We start from the raw sequence: 20562 nt of genomic DNA, 5'->3' as shown, positions 1-20562 counted from the left end.
ATTAGTCATTGGTCATTAGTCATTAGTCATTAGTCATTAGTTCAACTGCTAATGACTAATGGCAATTACAAATGACAAAGGACAAAAGACAAAAGACAAAGGACAAAGGACAAAAGACAAATGACATTAACCGTTCGTGTAATTTCCCCAGACAAAACAGTATGGGATGCCCCAGCTGAAGAAGTAGTTTTGCCTAGCACCACTGGTCAACTAGGTATCCTAACTGGACACGCGCCACTTTTGACCGCCCTAGATACTGGTGTAATGCGAGTTCGCGGCGCGAAAAATCAGAATTGGGAAGCGATCGCTCTTTTGGGCGGCTTTGCCGAAGTCGAAGAAAATGAAGTGACAATTCTGGTTAATGGCGCTGAACGTGGCGACAAAATTAACCTTGATGAAGCACGTACTGCTTACAACCAAGCAGAAGCGCGTCTAAGTCAAGTGTCAGCAGACGATCGCCAAGCCCAAATCCAAGCAAATCAAGCCTTCAAACGCGCCCGCGCTCGGTTTCAAGCAGCTGGCGGTTTGGTCTAATTTAACTTTCTATTTCAAGTTTGTAGGTTGGGCAATGTCCAACCTACAAGATATTTATGAAGAAGAGCTTGCCCACCTTGTAGGTAGGGGAATTTTGCTTTTATAAGAACGTTATCGTTTAATCAAGCAGATTGGTAAAAAGGGATTCTATAAAACTTAGATTTGGCAACTGTTAGAAGATTTGTTGCCAGTTTTTCAATTTATTAGCGATCGCAACATTATCCACCGCGATATTAAACCCCAAAATATCATTCGTAGATCCCTAATTACAAAAAAAAGGGATTTCGTCGGTAAATTCAGTAGCATTTAGTCCCCAAAAAAGCTTTTAGCTAGCGCTAGTTATAACAGAACAATTCGTTTGTGGCAGATACCTGCATTAGAAAGAGGCGGAAAAGCAGCGAGCAGGGAGCAGGGGGATATGAATAGTACTGAGTTAAAAGACCACTCACAAGAGGGGCGGAGGACATTCCCCCTTCCCCCTTGCCTCCTGTTGAAAACCGTCCATGCTATACCTTGTTAGGCACCCTTTCGGGTCATGCATGGGCGGTTTCGACAGTCGCTTTTAGTCCTGATGGTCAAATTTTGGCGACCGGTAGTGATGATAACACTATTAAATTGTGGGAGGTAAACACTGGTCAGCTAATTTGCACACTTGTAGGCCATTCTTGATCTGTGGTGGCTGTGGCTTTTACTGCGGATGGCGAAACACTCCTAAGTGCAAGTTGCGACAAAAAAGTTAAACTTTGGAGGATAAGCACAGCAGAAGAGATTGTTACTCTCTCTGGTCATGTAGACTCAGTATCTGCTGTTGCTGTGAGCAAAGTTACACAATTAATTGCAAGTGGCAGCCGGGACAAAACTATCAAACTGTGGCAGCTTGTAGAACAGCACAATAGCTAATTTTGTAATATCAGGCGCTACCTGTGAAGGCAACTTCTGGAAATTTCAATTGAGCTTCTGCCATTGGACGGTTTCTGCCTTCCTCTTGCCAGTAGTTAATCACTTCTGTTGCTTTATTAAGCAACTCGACACGATCCACATCAGTAATCCAATGTTTGGACTCTAATTCTTTTTTTAACTCTTCCCAGGCATCATTTCTGGGCCAGAAAAAGTACTTAGTCAAGGGACTTGTGCCTTTGCCGACAATTTGATCGACTGCTAGAGCAACGTTTTCGTCTAACCACAGAATTTTCAAAATAAACTTGGTCAATCACACCTCCGGGAATCTCCGGGCATTACTGAACTAGGATAGCGATCGCTTATTTTAACGCAATACCCTATCAAATGACCAAACAGTGATTGGATTCGGCTAGCATAAGGTTTAGTCGGTGCTAACTACAAATGCTTATGACTGCCCAACTGCCCTAATCTCAAACCACATCTGGTTCAGATTTGTATGAGCAAGATTTTTACCTGAGTCATGATCTCACGTTTTATGATGATGTAAAACTCTTTTGCTTCCTACCCCATGACTCAACCAACTTCTGCAAAAGCGATCGTTGTTTTCGATATTGATGGCGTTGTGCGCGATGTTAGCGGTTCCTATCGCCGGGCGATCGCAGATACCGTAGAATATTTTACTACCCAAGCATATCGTCCAACCCCACTGGATATTGACCAACTGAAGTCTGAAGGTGTGTGGAATAACGATTGGGAAGCATCGCAGGAATTAATTTATCGCTACTTTGAAACCCAAGGACAGAGCCGAGAACAACTGCAATTAGATTACAGTGCGATCGTTGCCTTTTTTCAATCCCGCTACCGAGGCTTAGATCCAAATAATTTTACAGGGTATATCTGTAATGAACCCTTATTATTACAACCTAGCTATTTAGAACAACTTACCCAAGCCGGGATTGCGTGGGGATTTTTTAGCGGTGCAACTCGTGCTTCCGCCAACTATGTATTAGAAAAACGCCTGGGCTTAGAATCTCCGGTGTTGATTGCGATGGAAGATGCACCAGGGAAACCTGACCCTACAGGACTTTTCGCTACAGTTCGTGAGTTAGAAGATGGAATTGAGGAAAGATTAGCGATCGTGTATGTGGGAGATACGGTAGCAGATATGTATACCGTCGAGAAAGCGCGGAGTCTAGATTCTGCTCACATTTGGCTTGGTGTAGGCGTTTTACCACCGCACGTCCAGGAAACAGCAGCGCGTAGTGATGCATACAGTGAGACACTAATAGCAGCAGGAGCAGCAGTAGTTTTGCGTAATGTGCAGGAATTGACTCCAAGACAAATTCAAGAATTGGTAAATTCATTTGCTTGATCTGTAGTCTAAGATTAATCAAGCTACTACAGCACGGCATAAATAAACCACCCCTTCGGGTTCGGCAGTTCCTCATGGGGGGAACCCCCATCGCCTTTGGCGTCTCCCCTTGGGAGAAGACCGGACTGCCTCACCATTCCAAATCAACGAAGCTCTTACGCTGTATAACTGTTTGACTTTTGACTTTTAACTTTTGACTTCCGCCTTGCGGTACTAGGGGTGCATGAATGACTGGCTGATAACAATCTTGCTCCAATTATTGGAAGATAAATAAAAATGTCTGCACTTAAACTGCCTAACGGCCCTCAAACTCACCCTTGGGTACAGATGTATCAATGGCTTACTAATCCCTTAGAATACATCGAAGACTGTGCTAAACGTTATGGTGATATCTTCACCCTTCAGCTAGGAAAAAATGTTGCTCCTCAAGTTTTTATTAGCAATCCCCAGGCGATTGGGCAAATTTTTACTACAGATCCAAAACAGTTAGACTCTGGTGAGTCAGCAGGGATTCAAGCGCCTTTATTAGGACGGCAATCACTACTGGCGCTGGAAGGAAAGCCTCATCAGCGACAACGAAAGCTATTGACACCACCCTTACATGGGGAACGAATGCTAGCTTATGGTGAATTAATCTGCGACATCACTCAGCAAGTAACTAATCAGTGGCAGGTTGGAGAAAACTTTGCAGTTCTGTCATCAATGCAAGCAATCTCTTTCCAAGTAATTTTGAAAGCTGTATTTGGTCTAGAAGATGGGCCACGTTACGAGAAACTCCATGAATTCTTGATTACAATTCTGAATCCCAAAATCCCTATTTTAAGAACAGTTCTGCTTCTTTTCCCATCACTGCGACAGGATTTAGGAGCGTGGAGTCCTTGGGGAAAATACTTGCGTTTACGGCAGCAAATTGATCAACTTATTTACGCCGAGATTCGCGATCGCAAAGCACAACCCGATCCATCTCGCACTGATATTCTATCTTTGATGATGGCTGCTCGTGATGAAGCGGGAGAGCCGATGACAGACTTGGAATTACGTGATGAGTTGATGACTCTATTAGTGGCGGGTCACGAAACTACTGCAACTTCGTTATCATGGGCGCTGTACTGGATTCATCATCAGCCGCAGGTGCGGGTAAAACTGCTGCAAGAACTAGATAAGTTAGGTGAACAACCAGATCCAAACGCTATTTTCCGATTGCTTTATTTGAATGCTGTCTGTTCTGAAACCCTACGCCTTTACCCAGTAGCGGTATCGGGACTAAATCGATTGGTCAAATCACCGCTACAAATTGGGGAATACAACTTTGAGCCTGGTACTTTGCTCATTCCCTCTATTTATTTGACCCATCATCGGGAAGATTTATATCCTGAGTCGAAGCAATTTAAGCCAGAGCGTTTTCTGGAACGGCAATTTTCTCCTTATGAGTATTTACCCTTTGGTGGCGGGAATCGTCGCTGTATTGGAATGGCATTTGCCTTGTTTGAGATGAAACTGGTTTTGGCAACAGTGCTGTCTCACTGGGAGATGGAACTGGCTGATAGCAAACCAGTGCAGCCAGTACGTAAGGGTTTGCTATTTAGCCCAGCAGGTGGTGTGCAGATGGTGGTGAAGGGGAGACGCCAGCAAAATCAGGTAGTTCGAGAGACTAGCTCTAGTTTATTGTGAAATAAAGATTTTTACTCAATCCTCGCAACGCAATGTATAAACTGAAAACTAGCCCTTCTATATAACTCAATATGCTTGGGTTAAGAAATTTGCACGAGCTATAACTTCTCTCTCTTCTCTCTACACACATCAGATATCCACAAAAAATCCTTAACCCAAGCGTATTCCTATATAACCTGTTAAATTCTGATAACTTTATCTGTCTATGCAGATTTGCCCTTAGCGTCTTCGTTGAAATTGTCAAATACGCTCAAAAACCATCTATTTGAACATTGACCACTTAGCATAAAATTTATCCAGCATTAGGTATTAAATAGCTGATTCCTTCAGTAAGTCTTGTCTCTACAATATCAGCAGCTTTGTCCAATCCCCCGGTGCTTTTTAGTACCATCGACATCCGACGTGCCGCATCAACATAGCTTGAGTTCACGAGTAGGTCATTTATTTTATGGCGCACCTCAGTACTGTCAAAATGGTTTTTGTTGAGTTTTAAGGCGACCCCTAAGTCTAAAGCACGGGCTGCAAAATAGTGCTGATCTCCAAAGAAAGGTAATGCCAGGATCGGTTTTTCCCAATACAAAGCTTCGTTAATGCTGTTCATACCACAATGACTGACAAATGCACTAACAGCTGGATGAGAGAGAACTGTTCGTTGTGGAACAAAGTCTTCAATACGGAAACAGGCAGGTAAAGCAGGAAGACTACGCTGCTGGTTCTTAGGCAATGACCACAGTATCCTAAATCGACTATCCGTAAGTCTAAAGTGACGCGATGACCGCGCTTTTGGAGTTCTTTACCCAAGGGGAGCATAGTGTTGAGATGACCAGTTGTTGCTGGACAGATCAGCCCAAAATGAGTCATTATCAATACCTCTATTTGATTTTCAAGAACTTATCTAAAGCTGACACCATACTGGGAGGCCAACGCCGGATATTTTTTACCCAGTCGATATCCTTGTAGCGGCTATCCAGTCCATAAGCTGCTACCCAGTTACTCTCGGCTTCACCTTGTTCTCCATTTACCCAATATGCAGCTGTGAGAGCGGCACGCACATCAGCAAACTTCGAGTATTTACGGGCAATATTTCGCATCTCGCGGATTGCTTGCTTTTTTTGACCTGTTTCATAAAGAGCAAGTGCGTAGTTAGCACGGGCGAAGGCAAAATTTGGGGCTATCTCATTAGATTTTTTGTAGTCTACGATCGCATCTTCCCATTTTCCTAAACCTGTTTTGGCATTTCCCCGATTGTTATATGCCATCGCATCGTTAGGATCGAGTTCTAAGACATGATTATAATCTGCGATCGCATCGTCCCATTTTCCCATCCCTTCCAACGCCGCACCCCTGTTCAAATATGGATCAGTGACATTTGGCGCTAGTTCTATCGCTTTGTTATAATCTGCGATCGCCTCTTGCAACTTATTCTGACTCACCCGCGAATTTCCCCGGTTACTCCACGCCCCGGCATTTGTCGGAAATTGCTCAATAATTTTTGTCCAGTAAGTTTCAGCCGTCGCAAAATCACCTTGATTCGTTGCTGCAAAGGCTTGATTTGCCCACTCATCACCTTGTTTTAACTGTTCTTGAGTAATAGGCGGTTGAGATTGTGCCATGACTGGAGTACCCCAGCCAAACACAAGTAACAAACTGAGAAAAATACCAATAAGTTTAATCATCTAGGTTTACTTAATTTGTCATTTGTCATTTGTCATTTGTCACTCGTAATTGAGCATGGGGAAGAGGAATGGAGTTCAAAGGCTCATTAATGGAGTTCAAAGACTCGTCGCCGAGTATTAAAGACTCCTTTACGAGTATCAAAGACTCGTCGCCGAGTATTAAAGACTCATTAACGGAGTTCAAAGACTCGTCGCCGAGTATCAAAGACTCGTCAGCGAGTATTAAAGACTCATCCCCTATTCCCTATTCCCCATAATTACAATAATGACAACTGTTCATTAGGCGGCGTGAATCCTAAATGCTTATATGCTGCCTTAGTCGCCATCCTGCCGCGATGAGTCCGAGTTAAATACCCAATCTGCATGAGGTAAGGTTCGTACACCTCTTCAATTGTTTGAGTATCTTCACCCGTCGCGGCTGCCATTGTTTCTAACCCCACTGGGCCGCCGTTAAATTGTTCAATTATTACACTTAGCATCTGGCGATCTGTCCAATCTAAACCGCAAGGATCTACTTGGAATAGTTGCAATGCCTCAGATGCAATGCTTTCATTAATTTCACCAGATACTTTTACTTCCGCATAATCACGGACTCGCTTAAGTAATCTATTAGCAATCCGTGGTGTTCCGCGTGAACGACGGGCAATTTCTGTAGCCCCATCTTCTGTAATAGGGGTTTTAAGTAATTGAGCGGTTCGCAGTACAATTTGAGTCAGTTCGTCAACTTCGTAAAATCGCAGTTTTTGAATTAAACCGAAGCGATCGCGCAGTGGTGAAGTTAAAGCACCGACACGGGTTGTAGCACCCACTAAGGTAAACTTTGACAGAGGCAAACTTCTAATCCGAGCGCTGGAACCCTTGCCAATAGTAATATCTAAGCGATAATCTTCCATCGCCGGATAGAGAATTTCCTCCGTCATCCGCGAGAGACGATGAATTTCATCCACAAATAAAATATCCCCAGGCTTCATGTTCACCAGTAGCCCGACAATATCCCGTGGACGTTCTAGCGCTGGCGCACTAGTAATTTTGTAATTTACCCCCATTTCCGATGCTAAAATCATTGCCATTGTGGTTTTGCCCAATCCTGGCGGCCCATACAGCAGCAAGTGATCCAGCACCTCACCACGAGACTTGGCTGCTTTGATGGCAATATCTAGCACATCCTTTAAATCTTTTTGCCCAATGTAATCAGCAAATCGGTGTGGTCGAATACCCTCTTCTTGTTGATCTTGTTCATCAATAGCAGCTTCAGGTTGCAAAATGTTGTCTGTGGATGGTGCTTTCGTCGACTCTCGAAGCTGCTTTGGTTCTCCGTTGGGTTCTGGAGGCTGTTTTTTCGAGGAGATTATCGCCATAATTCAGCTATCTACTTTATAAGGGACTAGGGAGTGGGAGAGCAGGGGGAGTAGAGAGAGTAGGGGGAGTGAGAGACAAGAATTAAAAACCAATGCCCAATGCTCCATGCCCGTGAAAATTTTAGTTTGAGAATACCCGCGCCAATTTAAAATTTAAATTCCGGTCAATTACCCAGAAGTACAAAAGTTATTATGTTATCTAAAAGAATCTTACCGTGCTTAGATGTGAAGGCGGGACGGGTTGTAAAAGGAGTTAACTTTGTAAATCTCCAAGATGCAGGCGATCCGGTAGAGCTGGCCAAGGTTTACAACGAAGCCGGTGCTGATGAGTTAGTATTTCTGGATATTACAGCTACTCATGAAGACCGAGCTACAATTTTAGATGTGGTCTATCGAACTGCTGAACAGGTCTTTATTCCATTGACTGTGGGTGGTGGCATTCAATCCTTAGAAAATGTTAAAGCTTTGTTACGAGCAGGCGCAGATAAGGTTAGTATTAATTCTGCGGCGGTGCGTGATCCAGACTTGATTAATCGGGCAAGCGATCGCTTTGGTAATCAATGCATAGTTGTTGCTATTGATGCCAGATGCAGAAATAACCCGGAAAATCCAGGTTGGGATGTGTATGTACGGGGTGGCAGAGAAAATACAGGCTTAGATGCCCTACTTTGGGCACAAGAGGTTGAAAAACGGGGGGCCGGAGAACTGCTAATCACAAGTATGGATGCTGATGGAACCCAAGCCGGGTATGACATTGAGATCACACGGGCAATTGCCGATGCTGTAGAAATTCCAGTCATTGCTTCTGGTGGTGCAGGTAATTGTGAACATATCTACACAGCCCTAACTGAAGGCAAAGCTGAAGCAGCATTACTTGCGTCATTGTTACATTACGGTCAATTAAGCGTAGCAGAAATTAAAAATTACTTGCGCGATCGCAATGTACCAGTAAGAACATTATCTTGAACCATAATTTACCATCTAATGACATCTATCTAGGGTTAGCCACACTTCCCTAAAAGGGTGTTAATATTATTTTACAAGTATTAACAAATATTAAAAAATATGTTGCTTCCTATATTACTTTTTGATGTAGCCCTAGTGGCATGGTCGCTGCATTTAATGGAAAGAGCCTACGAGAGTAAAGAATTTTCTTTAATGCTGGCTGGTACATTGGTTGCTCTGGCTGCTGCTGCCATGTTAGTAGTTTACTTCTTGATGGGGCACTGTATGACCTATTTATTGCAAGTGTCGTTGTGAATGCTGAGTGGTAGAGAAAATATTAAAAATTTAGTTTCCAAAAAAAAGCTTGACAAGGTACTAACAATTAAGCAATTATGTATAATGGATTTTAAGGGGTTATAGCGCAGTTGGTAGCGCACCTCAATGGCATTGAGGGGGTCAGCGGTTCGAATCCGCTTAGCTCCATTCTGGAAGCACAAAGCCTTTCCGTTAATGGAAAGGCTTTGAAAATGTTAAGAGAGTTTTATTTTCTGTCTACCTAGCTAGTTTGGAAAGTTGGAGTGATAGAGACTGTAATGATTTTCTGGAGCGATTTGTGGTTGCTGTAAGAACTCTAACCAATTTTATAGCAATTCTTCAACTTCATACTCATCAGTATCAATGATTTGTGCGATCGCTTCTTCTTCCTCTATATTCTTTGCGGTTCCGGCAATATTAACTTTGCAACCATATCAAGAACTAGAACCATAGATGCTTGGATCTTTAAATATAGGCATCTATGGTATAGAAATGTATAGAATCTTGTAAAGATATAAAATATAGTTCTTAAATGCACACATTTCTAGCTTCTTCCTCAATGCAGCTGTCTGTACCACCAAATCACTTTCAGCCAATGAAAATTGTCGCGCTGGGGGACAGCTTAATTTATGGATTCGGCGATCCGGAAAAAGGAGGCTGGATCGAGCAACTACGGCGATGGTGGATGTTGCCGGATAGTGCTGGCCATGTTCTTTATAATTTAGGGGTAAGAGGCGATCGCACGCAACAAGTAGCCCAACGGCTAGAAGTTGAATTTCGCCACCGGGGTGAATTGCGAAATCGTGTCCCCGACTTGATTATTTTATCAGTAGGCGTGAATGACTCAGCGCGGTTGGCACGTCTTGATGGTCGAAGCTACACAGATTTTGCATTGTTTGAAAAGGAAATTGCAACTCTTTTAGATTTAGCACAGCAACTATGTCCTGTGTTATTTGTGGGCATGGTGCCAGTGGATGAAGCCAAGATGCCATTTTTAGATTGTTTTTACTATAATCATGCCGATCAGTACCGCTACAAAGAAGCAACTCGAATTGCTTGTACCAAACGGCAGATTCCCTATTTAGATATTTTTGAGCAATGGATGGAACGCGGTGAAAATTGGCGGCTTAAACGCTTGAGTGAAGATGGTCTTCATCCCAATACACTAGGTTATCAAGCTTTGTTAGAAGATGTGATCAATTGGGATGCGATACCTTCGGTAGGCTTTGCCAACGCAACTTACCATTCTAAATTTGATTACCACCTTAAGCCATCCTAATCAAATAAACATCTTAATGCTTTGGGGCTAACCTAATATTCTCGTATCTTCCATCCTTACAAAAAGCACTACAATAGTGCTGAATTTTTAAATCCATCTTTTCCCTATTTTATATTCAGTACTTTTATGACACCAACTTTATTTGGTCGTTGGCAAACTCGATTATTATTACTTGCGACGGTGGGCGTAATTGTGTCTTTGCCTTTTGCAATGGGTTTGATTGGTTCTAGTACTAACTCAGTTTATTTTTGGATACTTGGTTATGTCGCCATCTTTGGCTTAGGTTGGGATGCACTTTATAACTATCTCCAAAAATTCCGATGGGACAGGGATTGGCCAGCAGCTTATCAACTTTTAGCTGGTATATGGGAATTAGTATTTGTGTTCTGCGGAATAAAACTGTTTGGCTTTTTACCAATACCTTTACCTAAAGAAGAGCTACCGTTAGCAGTTTTTTTATTACACTATAGCGTCGTGTGGCTAGCAGTTTTTATTAGTTCACAAAGCCTGATGCGAATTATCTTTCCCCGTTGGCGTTTTCGCGGTGGGGAATGGTTGTAAAACCTCAAATCCTTGAAATATTCAATTTGTTTTCACCTAGTAGGGGCATCAACTAGCTATCCAACTCAAGGCTCCTCCTCGAATTAACGGTTGGTATCGTCTAATATTATGCCCGCATAATTAGTTATGCTAACTACAATTATTATACCCCTCCCCGTAAGCGAGGAGGGAATACAAAGCGTAGCTTTGGCGGGGTGGGGTTCCTAAGGTTTAATAAGTAATCAAGCAGACATGATATAACCCCGTCCCGATAATTTGCCGAACTGGGAAAAATCGGATAACCTGACGTTAAACATTCAACAATCGGGTATTTACTTAAATATCTCTGTATTATCGGCAAGCGCTAACGCCGATACTGACGAAAAGCCCTCTCTGGCAGGCATCTTCAGAAATCAACAGTTAAATTTATGTGGAAAAGTTGGCAGATCAATCCTTTGTAATATTCTTCGCCCGAAAAAGATAATTGAATTAGGGAGGGGAGAGTAGAAATTCTAAGGGCGAATTAAACAGCAATGTGAGCGCATTGTATGGGTTTCATGGAGCAAATAAAAAGAATGGATCAGGGATTAAAGACTAAACAATTCTACCAATGGCGCAAGCAGCTATTTAGCATCAGTCTATTAGGCTTTTGTGCAGCGATCGCCCTCGAAACTTGCACTACTGCTGCTACAACAGTGGCAAAGCTAAATAATTGGCGTTTTTCCCCCAAAACACAGCAACTCGAAATCACGCTCTCAGCAGGCACAACCCCTCGTTATTTCTACCTTACCGAACCATCTCGGCTTGTTGTAGATTTACCGAATACTAAGTTGGGCAAAGTTACAACACAACAAAATTATTCTGGAGCAATCAAAACTATTCGCGTTTCTCAATTGAACGAGAACGACACACGCATTGTCCTAGACTTAGCACCAGGGACTGTTTTTAATCCTAAAAAGGTACAACTGCAACCCGTTTCCCGAAAAAACTCTACTCGCTGGGTGTTTCGTCCGGTTATTTCTGGTAAAACTACTGCCGTGAAACCAGGAAACTCCCAACCTTCACTCAAGAAACAACCTCAAACACCCCAAAAGCTGCCTAGTAACCCACCGATAACCACTACTAATTCACAACCACCCTTACTTACAGTTCCGCCTCCATCCAATGAACTGCCCTCAACAATTACTACTAACTCAGGACAGCCTTTTGTCACTGTTCCTCCCCTAACTTCTAATACATCCTCTCAACAACCTAGTTTGATTCTTCCCCCTCCGTCTTTCCCAAATCAACCCGGTAACTTGAATAACATTCCTCCTTTCGGTATGTCGGAATTCCCAGTTCCAACAATCCCTAATGCTCCCAATCCCCAGGTGATAGAGTTTGGTCAACCCCTTCCTAAAAATAAATAGTGGGGAGTAGAGAATGGGGGGATGAGGGAGCAGGGGAAGCAGAGGCAGAAGAATAACTAATGCCCAATGCCCCATTCCCTATTCCCCAATCTAAAATCTATCAGTTTCCTGAGGTGTTCCAACTGCTCCTGGTTGAGCCGTAAAGAAGTTTTGAGCAGCTTCATTTTGATATATACACCTAATATCAGGTTGGCCACTGTCCAAGTTACCTGTGAATCCAAAGGTATTCAGGCGATTTTTGCAATCTCTTACCTGATCGGATGTCACCAGCTTACGGTTCTCTAAAAGCGCCCAGTTATTTTGTCGGATCACACATCCAGGACGCATACTGGGTTGGGCAACATAGACATTGAATGGATTGAGAGTGACGAACAATCTAGCGTCCATCACCATCGCGCTGGCTCCGTACTGCACACAAATCTCAGGGTTAGGTGCTTTCAAATCAATGAATTCACGAGAAGCCACATTTGATGGCGCCAAAGTGGTTGTAGAACTAAAAGCAATGCCAATTCCAATTCCTAAAATCAACACCCCTCCCATAATTGCGATGGTGAAGAGGTTAAACATTGGGGATTGAAAAATAGAGGGTTTAGAAGTAGTAGCCGATCTACCAGTGGGTTTACGTCTCATTGTTGCTTAATCACCTTCACGCCGATTTGGCAGGGAGTGGTCTAAAGTTTTCTCCCTCTTTCAGTATGCCTATTCTTGACTGTAATTGTCTGCAAGTTTGTGGGTAGTATTCTTCATTAAATGATAAAAATATAACGCTTCATAATCACCTGAGGTACATCAGATCAAACTCCTCGCTTGCAGGCAGGGGATTGGGGGTGGAGTTCTTGTACCCCACTCAACCAAGAACCGCTATAAAAACTTATCTAGATATATGGACAGAATTTCAACCTTTTCGGTTCTTGTTTCCATCTTAAAGAATTGGTGAGTATTTTTATTTATTTGCCAATTTAACGAATTTTTATTACCTTTGTGCTACTTCATATGGAAGTCACAAAGTAACCATCCTTAAACTTTTATATTTTATTAACCAATAATAAAATAGCATATTTTTGATATCTATGATAGCTCGGCTTGATTCAATTTTCACAAATGATGCAGTCAGAATGCTTGGATTATCTAGCTTTTTATTCGTAATTTTGCGGAAAGTCGGAGCGGAGGAAACTTGTGCTTATAACTTTCCAAAACAAATGTTTCGTATTCTTATTAGATATTTTCCTTACCCCTAGTAATTAACATGGTGGTTCTGCTTTACGTGAGGTACACCCGTAAGGAAACGGCATTGCCGTGTCCCTACGCCTGGCGACGTAATGTTGTACTGCATCTGAATCGGAAGCGCTATATGTCAAACAATGTAAATTAAAATTTAAGTAAGTTTTAATAATTAATTAGAAGCAAGTGGCATCTCAAAGAGCGTTATTCTCAACAAGCAAGAAGTTCAAAACTTCACAACTTCAAATCCTTCTAGCTGATAGTCTGACTATTTTTTGGGGAGATTGGTTAGATTTACGTGTCAGAATCGTACAAATTGCTGCATCAGGCTTAATATCCCCACTGATATATATTTTAGCTTTTGGCTTGGGTTTAGGTAGTTCCATCAAACCCGGATCAGGGATTAGTGGTAATTATAACAACTATTTAGAATTCATATTACCGGGGATGGTAGCGCTATCGTCGATGACGATTAGCTTTGGTGGAACGACATTTTCGATTTGTGGAGATAGATTATTTACTAAAACCTTCGAGGAATTATTGTTAACTCCCATACACCCCTTAGCGTTGCATATCGGAAAAATGCTGGCGGGAGTAGTGCGAGGGTTGATGACATCTGGTTCCGTGATTTTGGTAGCGGTATTATTGACAGGAAACTGGAATTTTCTTAACCCGCTATTTTTACTGTTGGTAATACTGAATTGTTCTGTATTTGCTGGGTTGGGGGTAATTGTGGGGTTGAGTGTGCGATCGCTCGAATCAGTTGGACTCTACAACAACTTTATAATTATCCCTATGTCTTTCTTAGGAGCGACCTTCTTTGATCCTGGTACATTACCAGCTGCCCTGAAAGTCGTCGTTTACCTATTACCCTTAACCTATGCCAGCATCGGACTGCGTGCAGTTGCTCATTTACCCCTATCCCAGTTTCCTTGGTATAGCATACCGATTTTGCTGATGATTGCGATCGCACTTTCAATGTGGGGTGCTTATAAATTTGCTCACCAACAGGATTAAAGCCTTGATTACAACCTATGCTTTAACAGTTTCTGCAACAAATTCCAGAACTTATGCCGATCCGCCCTGCTACAAAAGCTGACGTACCCGCAGTTTTACCAATGGTTGCCAAAATTTGTGCTTTGCACGAGTCTTGGGATTCCGCCAAGTATGGTTTTCTGCCGAATCCAGAACAGCGTTATGAACAATGGTTGACACGGTTGACAAACAGCGACCGCAGCATATTTTTAGTATCTGAAGATGAAGGGCAACTTGTAGCTTTTCTGGTGGCAACGATTGAGCGAGAAATACCAATTTATCGGTTACAGGAATTTGCTTTTATTCACGATATCTGGGTTGAGCCGGAATACCGCCAAAACGGAATTGCGCGGCAAATGGTGATGCTAACTGTTGAACGCTTTCATCAGATGGGCGTTAAGCAAATTCGTCTAGATACAGCAGTTGTTAACGAAGCTTCACGGCGATTGTTTGCATCTTGTGGCTTTCGACTCAGCATTATTGAAATGCTGATTGAATTAAGTCATTAGTCATGAGCAAATGACTAATGACTAATGACAAAGGACTAACTAGCTAATAGAGTTTTTTCGAGAGAAGTCCAACGGAAAGCGCGATCGCCCCCTCTCTCAATCACTACTCTCACTCGTGGTTCTAGCTGAGGCAAATTCGCTAAATACTCAAGTTCCTGATTGGAAAGAATATGCCCTTCAATAATCCACAAAACCAGCCCCTTTGACTTTGGTGGCAGCTGTTCTAGATGAGAATTGATAACTGGGGGTAAATAGTATACATAACCTACTGCCGCACCACTACCATTACTTTTTTTACCAAGATGAGGAGGTCTGACTCCATGAACTCTTGTGAGATACGCAGCTACGTCGCCCAGTCCCCTGGCGGTAATGTGAAGGGTAGTATAGCCAGCTGCGCGTAGTCGGCGCTGATATCGACCTTCATAACCCCCTTCCAGAGGTACATACACTCCAAGAGCGCCAAATTTTTCCAGATCGCGGATTAAACCGTTGCCAGTGGTAATTAGTGCCATAGATTTTTGTCTTGTCCCACTTAGATATCTCTATTATTTACCCTGAACCGATAGATTAAAAGCATTTTCTTTGGGCATGGGGCATTGGGCATAGTTATTCTCCCTAATATTCTGTCTCCCCTGCTCCCCCTGCTCCACTGCTTCTTCCCCACTCCCCAAAAATAACTCTATAAATTACTAGACAAACATAAATAAATAATTTATATTATTAGATTGTGACTTAAAACGCAATTTAGACTGCCTTTTTACTGCCATTGTGAGGTAGTGTTAGCATGATAAGCTGATAACTCAATCTAGATTGGATAATCTAACTTAGATTGAACTCATAGACTGGTAAACTAAGAAAGCTTTCAGGTCAAGAATGGAGCTTATGGACGAACAACCAAAGCCGATCCTAAGCTCCAGGGTAAGTTTACTTCTATGCCTCTCAAAGGTAGGCAAAATCTTAAACAATAGTTTAAGGTATTTAAGGAAGTATAAACTGAGCAGCAATGTGGTTTCATGGCATTACGTCAGTCTCAGTTAACGGATACTGGGCAGTAAAAACTGCTTAAGTCCAACTGCAACAGGGCAGTAGCCAGCCTCCGGGAAGCCATCTTATGGGCGTCTAAAAATCGGAAAACCCGCCGACAGCGCTGCCTCCAGAAAGTGCCAGAGCAATTGCTTGGACGAAAGCATTGCTGCACACAGCTTAAAGCTGTAGCGCCTTGCATTGATTCCAGAAGTTACTCCTTCCCAACGGGAAGGGACTTGTAGCTGTTCTGGTGATCTATTGAGTGAAGCTAAACAGATTCACCAAGCAGTACGGACACGGTTTGTTGTGTCCCAAAGCATTTGGACTGGTTTACTAAACCATCCAAATTTCGTAGGCTAATCCGGCCTAAACTGATGCGTACAAAGCGTGTCCTCTAGAGTCCAATTTTAAGGTCAGCAAGTAGAAAGGAGAACCAGTTACTGTGTCTGTAGGTATTCTCGGCACCAAGCTGGGCATGACCCAAATATTTGACGAAGCAGGAGTAGCCATTCCTGTGACTGTCATTCAAGCAGGGCCATGCACCGTAACACAAGTTAAAACAAAACAAACCGACGGTTACTTTGCCATTCAAGTTGGTTATGGCGAAGTTAAACCAAAGGCACTCAACAGACCATTATTGGGTCATTTGGCTAAATCATCTGCCCCAGCATTGCGTCACCTAAATGAATATCACACCGAAAGTTCTGGTGATTATGCTTTAGGTCAAGAGATTAAAGCAGATATTTTTAGCGCAGGTCAAATTGTCGATGTAGTTGGCACAAGCATCGGTCGCGGCTTTGCGGGTAACCAGAAGCGGAACAACTTTGGTCGCGGGCCCATGTCACATGGTTCCAAAAACCACAGAGCGCCCGGTTCTATTGGTGCTGGTACAACACCAGGTCGTGTCTATCCAGGTAAGCGGATGGCAGGACGTTTAGGTGGTAAACGCATCACAATCCGGAAGCTGACCATAGTGCGAGTTGATGCAGAACGCAACTTATTGCTAATTAAGGGAGCTATTCCTGGAAAACCAGGTGCTCTAGTAAGTGTTGTGCCTGCAAAAGTAGTGGGATAGTCAAAAGTCATTAGTCAAACGTCATTAGTCATTAGTCATTGGCTAAGGACAAATGGCAAAAGACAAATGACCAATGACCAATGACAAAGGACAAATAACAAAGATGGTTGAAAGCGTAGTTAAAAATTGGCAAGGAGAACAGGTCGGCGAGACGACCTTCGAGTTGCGCGTTGCCAAGGAAGAAACAGCGTCTCATATTGTGCACCGCGCCTTAGTACGGCAATTGACCAATGCTCGTCAAGGAAATGCCAGTACAAAAACTCGTTCTGAAGTCAGAGGCGGTGGCCGTAAACCTTGGAGACAAAAAGGTACTGGTCGCGCTCGTGCAGGTTCTATTCGTTCGCCACTGTGGCGTGGTGGTGGTGTGATCTTTGGGCCAAAACCCAGAGACTTCAACCTCAAGTTGAACCGCAAAGAGCGACGTTTAGCACTGCGGACAGCATTTGTAAGCCGCATTGACGACTTGATCGTAGTAGAAGAATTTAGCAGCGAACTATCTCGCCCCAAGACTAAAGACTTAGTGGCAGCGCTTGCCCGTTGGGGAGTAGTACCAGAAAGCAAGTCCCTGTTAATTTTGTCTGAAATTGCGGATACAGATAATGTTTATTTGTCAGCCCGCAACATTGAAAATTTAAAACTAATTGCAGCCGACCAGCTAAATATTTTTGATTTACTGCACGCTGACAAAATTGTAGTTACGGCATCAGCCCTAGAAAAAATCCAGGAGGTCTACAGTGCCTAGCTTTGACCCCCGTGACCTTGCCGACTTAGTACGTCGCCCAATCGTCACCGAGAAAGCGACCATCTTAATGGAGCAGAATAAGTACACCTTTGAAGTAATTCCAAAGGCATCTAAGCCAGAAATTAAGGCTGCAATCGAAGACTTGTTTCAGGTCAAGGTTGTAAAAGTCAACACCAACTTACCACCACGTAAAAAGCGGCGCGTTGGTAAATTTATTGGTTATAAACCTCAATATAAGCGGGCTATTGTTACAGTCGCACCTGGGGATGAAGACAAGATTAGACAAGTTCTATTCCCAGAAGTTTAACAAAGTTATGAGTTAGGAGTTAAGAGTTACTAAACTCAAAACTCAGCACTCAGCACGGGCTAAACGCCCCGCTAACGCTATCAGCACTCAGCACTTAAAAATATGGGTACTCGTTCTTATCGCCCTTATACCCCCAGCACTCGCCAAGTTACAGTTTCTGACTTTGCGGAGATCACGAAAACCGAGCCAGAAAAATCCCTAACTACCTCGAAGCATCGCGCCAAAGGTCGGAATAATACTGGGCGGATTACTAGTCGTCGCCGGGGTGGCGGACACAAACAACTTTACCGGATCATCGATTTTAAAAGGGATAAACATAATATTCCTGCCAAAGTCGCAGCAGTTGAATACGATCCTAACCGCAATGCCCGAATTGCCCTTTTGTATTACCAAGATGGCGAAAAACGGTATATCCTCCATCCCAACGGATTGAAAGTTGGAACAATAATTATTTCTGGGCCTGAAGCTCCTTTTGAAGATGGTAATGCTTTACCTCTCTCAAGGATTCCCTTGGGTACTGGTGTTCACAACGTAGAATTGACTCCTGGCAAAGGTGGTCAAATTGTCCGTGCTGCTGGTGCTAGCGCTCAAGTTGTGGCAAAAGAAGGTAATTATGTAACTCTTAAATTGCCTTCAGGAGAAGTCCGCTTGATTCGGCGCGAATGCTACGCCACCATTGGGCAAGTAGGCAACACCGATGCGAGAAACCTGAGTGCAGGTAAAGCAGGACGAAATCGTTGGAAAGGTCGCCGTCCTAAGGTTAGAGGTAGCGTCATGAACCCAGTGGATCACCCACATGGTGGTGGTGAGGGTAGGGCACCTATCGGTAGATCAGGGCCTGTTACACCTTGGGGTAAACCCACATTGGGCGCGAAGACACGCAATCGTAAAAAACTTAGCAGCAAATTGATTATCCGTCGTCGCCGTAAGTCTTCCAAACGCGGTCGCGGTGGTCGTGAGTCTTAAGGAGTTAGGAGTTAAGAGTTATAAGTTGAGAGTAAAATCTAACTCCTAATTCCTAATTCCTCACTCATAATTCCTAAATCCTAAATCCAAAATTGAACTATGGGTCGTTCTCTAAAAAAAGGTCCTTTCGTTGCGGATCATCTCCTAAAGAAAATTGAAAAGCTCAACGACAACAACAGAAAAGAAGTTATTAAAACTTGGTCAAGAGCTTCGACAATTTTGCCTCTAATGGTAGGTCATACCATAGCTGTTCACAACGGACGCCAACACGTTCCAGTTTTTGTAAATGAACAGATGGTAGGGCACAAGTTGGGTGAATTTGCCCCGACGCGCACCTACAGGGGTCATGGAAAAAGTGACAAAAAAGCAGGTAGGTAGTCATTAGTCATGAAGTCATTAGTCATTAGCTAAAGACAAGTGACAAATGACAAATGACAAATGACAAAATTGGAGAAAACTATGGCTACTAATACTACTGAAGTAAAAGCGATCGCTCGTTTTATCCGCATCTCGGCCTACAAAGTACGTCGGGTACTGGATCAAATCCGGGGGCGATCATACCGTGAAGCGTTAATCATCCTGGAATTCATGCCCTATCGCGCTACTGAACCCATATTAAAGGTTCTTAGAAGCGCTGCTGCTAATGCCGAACACAACGCTGGGTTAGATCGGACTCAACTAGTAATTACTCAGGCTTATGCCGATCAAGGTCCATCGCTGAAGCGGTTCCAACCAAGAGCGCAAGGTCGAGCTTACCAAATTCGCAAACCGACGTGTCATATTACTGTGGCTGTAGCAGCTGCCCCAGAAAAATAAGCTTTTTTTACACGAAATAAATTGCGTAAAGTAAGAAATTTTAGAGGAAGCATTCGTGGGACAGAAGATTCATCCAGTTGGTTTTCGCCTGGGTATTACACATGAACATCAATCCCGTTGGTTTGCTGTTCCTGATCGTTATCCAGAACTTTTACAAGAAGACTACAAACTGCGTCAATATATAGAACAAAAGCTGGGTAGACAGGCTCAAAACAACGCCGGTATTTCCGAGGTACGGATTGAGCGTAAAGCCGACCAAATCGATTTAGAAGTACGTACAGCTAGACCAGGTGTAGTAGTGGGCCGTGGTGGACAAGGTATTGAATCTTTGCGTACCGGACTCCAAGGACTGTTGGGTAGCAATCGCCAAATTCGCATTAATGTAGTTGAAGTTCAACGAGTTGATGCTGATGCCTACCTAATTGCCGAATACATTGCTCAACAATTGGAACGCCGGGTTTCCTTTCGGCGGGTAGTGCGTCAATCGATTCAACGTGCCCAACGCGCTGGTGTCCAAGGTATTAAAATCCAAGTTAGCGGTCGCCTCAACGGTGCAGAAATTGCCCGGACAGAGTGGACTCGTGAAGGTAGAGTACCTTTACATACCTTACGGGCTGACATTGACTACTCTTATTGCACCGCAAAAACTGTTTACGGCATTTTGGGTATCAAAGTATGGGTGTTTAAGGGAGAAATTATTCCTGGACAGGAACCAGATCCGCTACCACCAGCAAGCCGTGATCGGGAACGAGATCCCCGCGATCGCGATCGTGAACCCCGTCGTCGTCAACAGCAACGTCGTCGCCAGCAATTTGAAGACCGTTCAAATGAAGGATAAATCGTCATTAGTCATTAGTCATTAGTCA

General features: G+C 43.3%; 23 protein-coding genes, 1 tRNA gene and 1 pseudogene. 19 read left to right on the top strand and 6 right to left on the bottom strand.

The genetic code is table 11. The annotated features are described in order from the left end of the window. Nucleotides 1–120 precede the first annotated feature (120 nt). A complete protein-coding gene (gene atpC, locus H6G26_RS03685; protein ID WP_100901210.1) occupies nucleotides 121–534 on the top strand; it encodes an ATP synthase F1 subunit epsilon in 414 nt (137 codons plus the stop codon). Between the two features lie 492 nt (nucleotides 535–1026). Continuing rightward, nucleotides 1027–1434: pseudogene (locus H6G26_RS03680) on the top strand (serine/threonine protein kinase); the annotation flags it as partial. A gap of 10 nt (nucleotides 1435–1444) precedes the next feature. On the opposite strand, the gene H6G26_RS03675 reads toward H6G26_RS03680, so the two are convergent. Continuing rightward, complete coding sequence (locus tag H6G26_RS03675) at nucleotides 1445–1744, bottom strand: 30S ribosomal protein PSRP-3 (RefSeq protein ID WP_069071048.1); 300 nt, start codon at nucleotides 1742–1744, stop codon at nucleotides 1445–1447. Nucleotides 1745–2002: 258 nt separating this feature from the next. On the opposite strand from H6G26_RS03675, the gene H6G26_RS03670 reads away from it, so the two are divergent. Both H6G26_RS03670 and H6G26_RS03665 read left to right on the top strand, forming a co-directional pair. Further along, nucleotides 2003–2806, top strand: a complete 804-nt coding sequence (locus tag H6G26_RS03670) for a TIGR01548 family HAD-type hydrolase (RefSeq protein WP_190727958.1) — start codon at nucleotides 2003–2005, stop codon at nucleotides 2804–2806. A 276-nt stretch (nucleotides 2807–3082) separates the two neighbouring features. Next, complete coding sequence (locus tag H6G26_RS03665; protein ID WP_190727957.1) at nucleotides 3083–4477, top strand: cytochrome P450; 1395 nt, start codon at nucleotides 3083–3085, stop codon at nucleotides 4475–4477. 292 nt (nucleotides 4478–4769) lie between these two features. On the opposite strand, the gene H6G26_RS03660 is transcribed toward H6G26_RS03665, so the two are convergent. From H6G26_RS03660 to ruvB, 3 genes are all read right to left on the bottom strand, one after another. Next, nucleotides 4770–5201: a glycosyltransferase gene (locus tag H6G26_RS03660; protein WP_190727956.1), complete on the bottom strand. Its 432-nt coding sequence runs from the start codon at nucleotides 5199–5201 to the stop codon at nucleotides 4770–4772. A 148-nt stretch (nucleotides 5202–5349) separates the two neighbouring features. Continuing rightward, nucleotides 5350–6153, bottom strand: coding sequence for a tetratricopeptide repeat protein (locus tag H6G26_RS03655; RefSeq protein ID WP_190727955.1), 804 nt, complete (start codon nucleotides 6151–6153; stop codon nucleotides 5350–5352). A 257-nt stretch (nucleotides 6154–6410) separates the two neighbouring features. Next, nucleotides 6411–7511, bottom strand: coding sequence for a Holliday junction branch migration DNA helicase RuvB (ruvB, locus tag H6G26_RS03650; protein ID WP_190727954.1), 1101 nt, complete (start codon nucleotides 7509–7511; stop codon nucleotides 6411–6413). A 192-nt stretch (nucleotides 7512–7703) separates the two neighbouring features. On the opposite strand from ruvB, the gene hisF reads away from it, so the two are divergent. The 6 genes from hisF (at nucleotide 7704) to H6G26_RS03620 (ending at nucleotide 11999) form a co-directional block, all read left to right on the top strand. Then, nucleotides 7704–8477, top strand: coding sequence for an imidazole glycerol phosphate synthase subunit HisF (hisF, locus tag H6G26_RS03645; protein ID WP_190727953.1), 774 nt, complete (start codon nucleotides 7704–7706; stop codon nucleotides 8475–8477). A 99-nt stretch (nucleotides 8478–8576) separates the two neighbouring features. Next, nucleotides 8577–8771 carry a hypothetical protein gene (locus H6G26_RS03640; RefSeq protein ID WP_100901219.1) on the top strand — a complete coding sequence of 65 codons (195 nt, stop codon included), beginning with the start codon at nucleotides 8577–8579 and terminating at the stop codon, nucleotides 8769–8771. 95 nt (nucleotides 8772–8866) lie between these two features. Continuing rightward, a tRNA-Ala gene (locus H6G26_RS03635) sits at nucleotides 8867–8939 on the top strand. A 364-nt stretch (nucleotides 8940–9303) separates the two neighbouring features. Next, a complete protein-coding gene (locus H6G26_RS03630; RefSeq protein ID WP_190727952.1) occupies nucleotides 9304–10050 on the top strand; it encodes a GDSL-type esterase/lipase family protein in 747 nt (248 codons plus the stop codon). 126 nt (nucleotides 10051–10176) lie between these two features. Beyond that, nucleotides 10177–10611, top strand: a complete 435-nt coding sequence (locus H6G26_RS03625) for a hypothetical protein (RefSeq protein WP_190727951.1) — start codon at nucleotides 10177–10179, stop codon at nucleotides 10609–10611. A gap of 554 nt (nucleotides 10612–11165) precedes the next feature. Then, on the top strand, nucleotides 11166–11999 hold the full coding sequence (locus H6G26_RS03620; protein WP_190727950.1) for an AMIN domain-containing protein: 834 nt from the start codon (nucleotides 11166–11168) through the stop codon (nucleotides 11997–11999). Between the two features lie 90 nt (nucleotides 12000–12089). Here H6G26_RS03620 and H6G26_RS03615 read toward each other — a convergent pair whose 3' ends face one another. Next, the gene (locus tag H6G26_RS03615; protein WP_190727949.1) at nucleotides 12090–12629 is read right to left on the bottom strand and encodes a DUF3172 domain-containing protein; all 540 of its coding nucleotides are present in this window, start codon (nucleotides 12627–12629) and stop codon (nucleotides 12090–12092) included. 777 nt (nucleotides 12630–13406) lie between these two features. On the opposite strand from H6G26_RS03615, the gene H6G26_RS03610 reads away from it, so the two are divergent. Next, nucleotides 13407–14237, top strand: coding sequence for an ABC transporter permease (locus H6G26_RS03610; RefSeq protein WP_190727948.1), 831 nt, complete (start codon nucleotides 13407–13409; stop codon nucleotides 14235–14237). A gap of 53 nt (nucleotides 14238–14290) precedes the next feature. Beyond that, nucleotides 14291–14764, top strand: coding sequence for a GNAT family N-acetyltransferase (locus tag H6G26_RS03605; RefSeq protein ID WP_190727947.1), 474 nt, complete (start codon nucleotides 14291–14293; stop codon nucleotides 14762–14764). Nucleotides 14765–14799: 35 nt separating this feature from the next. Here the strand turns inward: H6G26_RS03605 and H6G26_RS03600 are convergent, their stop codons facing one another. After that, the gene (locus tag H6G26_RS03600) at nucleotides 14800–15276 is read right to left on the bottom strand and encodes an NAD(P)H-quinone oxidoreductase subunit N (RefSeq protein ID WP_190727946.1); all 477 of its coding nucleotides are present in this window, start codon (nucleotides 15274–15276) and stop codon (nucleotides 14800–14802) included. Between the two features lie 956 nt (nucleotides 15277–16232). On the opposite strand from H6G26_RS03600, the gene rplC reads away from it, so the two are divergent. The 7 genes from rplC to rpsC all read left to right on the top strand — a co-directional run bounded on the left by rplC (nucleotide 16233) and on the right by rpsC (nucleotide 20534). Beyond that, the gene (gene rplC, locus H6G26_RS03595; protein ID WP_190727945.1) at nucleotides 16233–16865 is read left to right on the top strand and encodes a 50S ribosomal protein L3; all 633 of its coding nucleotides are present in this window, start codon (nucleotides 16233–16235) and stop codon (nucleotides 16863–16865) included. Nucleotides 16866–16968: 103 nt separating this feature from the next. Further along, nucleotides 16969–17607 carry a 50S ribosomal protein L4 gene (rplD, locus tag H6G26_RS03590; RefSeq protein WP_190727987.1) on the top strand — a complete coding sequence of 213 codons (639 nt, stop codon included), beginning with the start codon at nucleotides 16969–16971 and terminating at the stop codon, nucleotides 17605–17607. After that, entirely contained in the window at nucleotides 17600–17914 is a 315-nt protein-coding gene (locus tag H6G26_RS03585) for a 50S ribosomal protein L23 (protein WP_012410723.1), read from the top strand. The genes rplD and H6G26_RS03585 overlap by 8 nt, the downstream gene beginning before the upstream one ends. A 102-nt stretch (nucleotides 17915–18016) precedes the next feature. Further along, nucleotides 18017–18880, top strand: coding sequence for a 50S ribosomal protein L2 (gene rplB, locus H6G26_RS03580; protein ID WP_100901241.1), 864 nt, complete (start codon nucleotides 18017–18019; stop codon nucleotides 18878–18880). 99 nt (nucleotides 18881–18979) lie between these two features. Then, complete coding sequence (gene rpsS / locus H6G26_RS03575; protein WP_012410721.1) at nucleotides 18980–19258, top strand: 30S ribosomal protein S19; 279 nt, start codon at nucleotides 18980–18982, stop codon at nucleotides 19256–19258. An 81-nt stretch (nucleotides 19259–19339) separates the two neighbouring features. Further along, nucleotides 19340–19696, top strand: coding sequence for a 50S ribosomal protein L22 (rplV, locus tag H6G26_RS03570; protein WP_190727944.1), 357 nt, complete (start codon nucleotides 19340–19342; stop codon nucleotides 19694–19696). A 55-nt stretch (nucleotides 19697–19751) separates the two neighbouring features. Beyond that, nucleotides 19752–20534: a 30S ribosomal protein S3 gene (rpsC, locus tag H6G26_RS03565; protein ID WP_094342453.1), complete on the top strand. Its 783-nt coding sequence runs from the start codon at nucleotides 19752–19754 to the stop codon at nucleotides 20532–20534. The last annotated feature ends 28 nt before the right edge of the window (nucleotides 20535–20562 follow it).

This window comes from Nostoc sp. FACHB-888 (assembly GCF_014696655.1).
Classification (GTDB): Bacteria; Cyanobacteriota; Cyanobacteriia; order Cyanobacteriales; family Nostocaceae; genus Nostoc.
The sequence above is the reverse complement of the archived record's forward strand: the minus strand, read 5'-3'. Positions and strand labels throughout refer to the sequence as shown.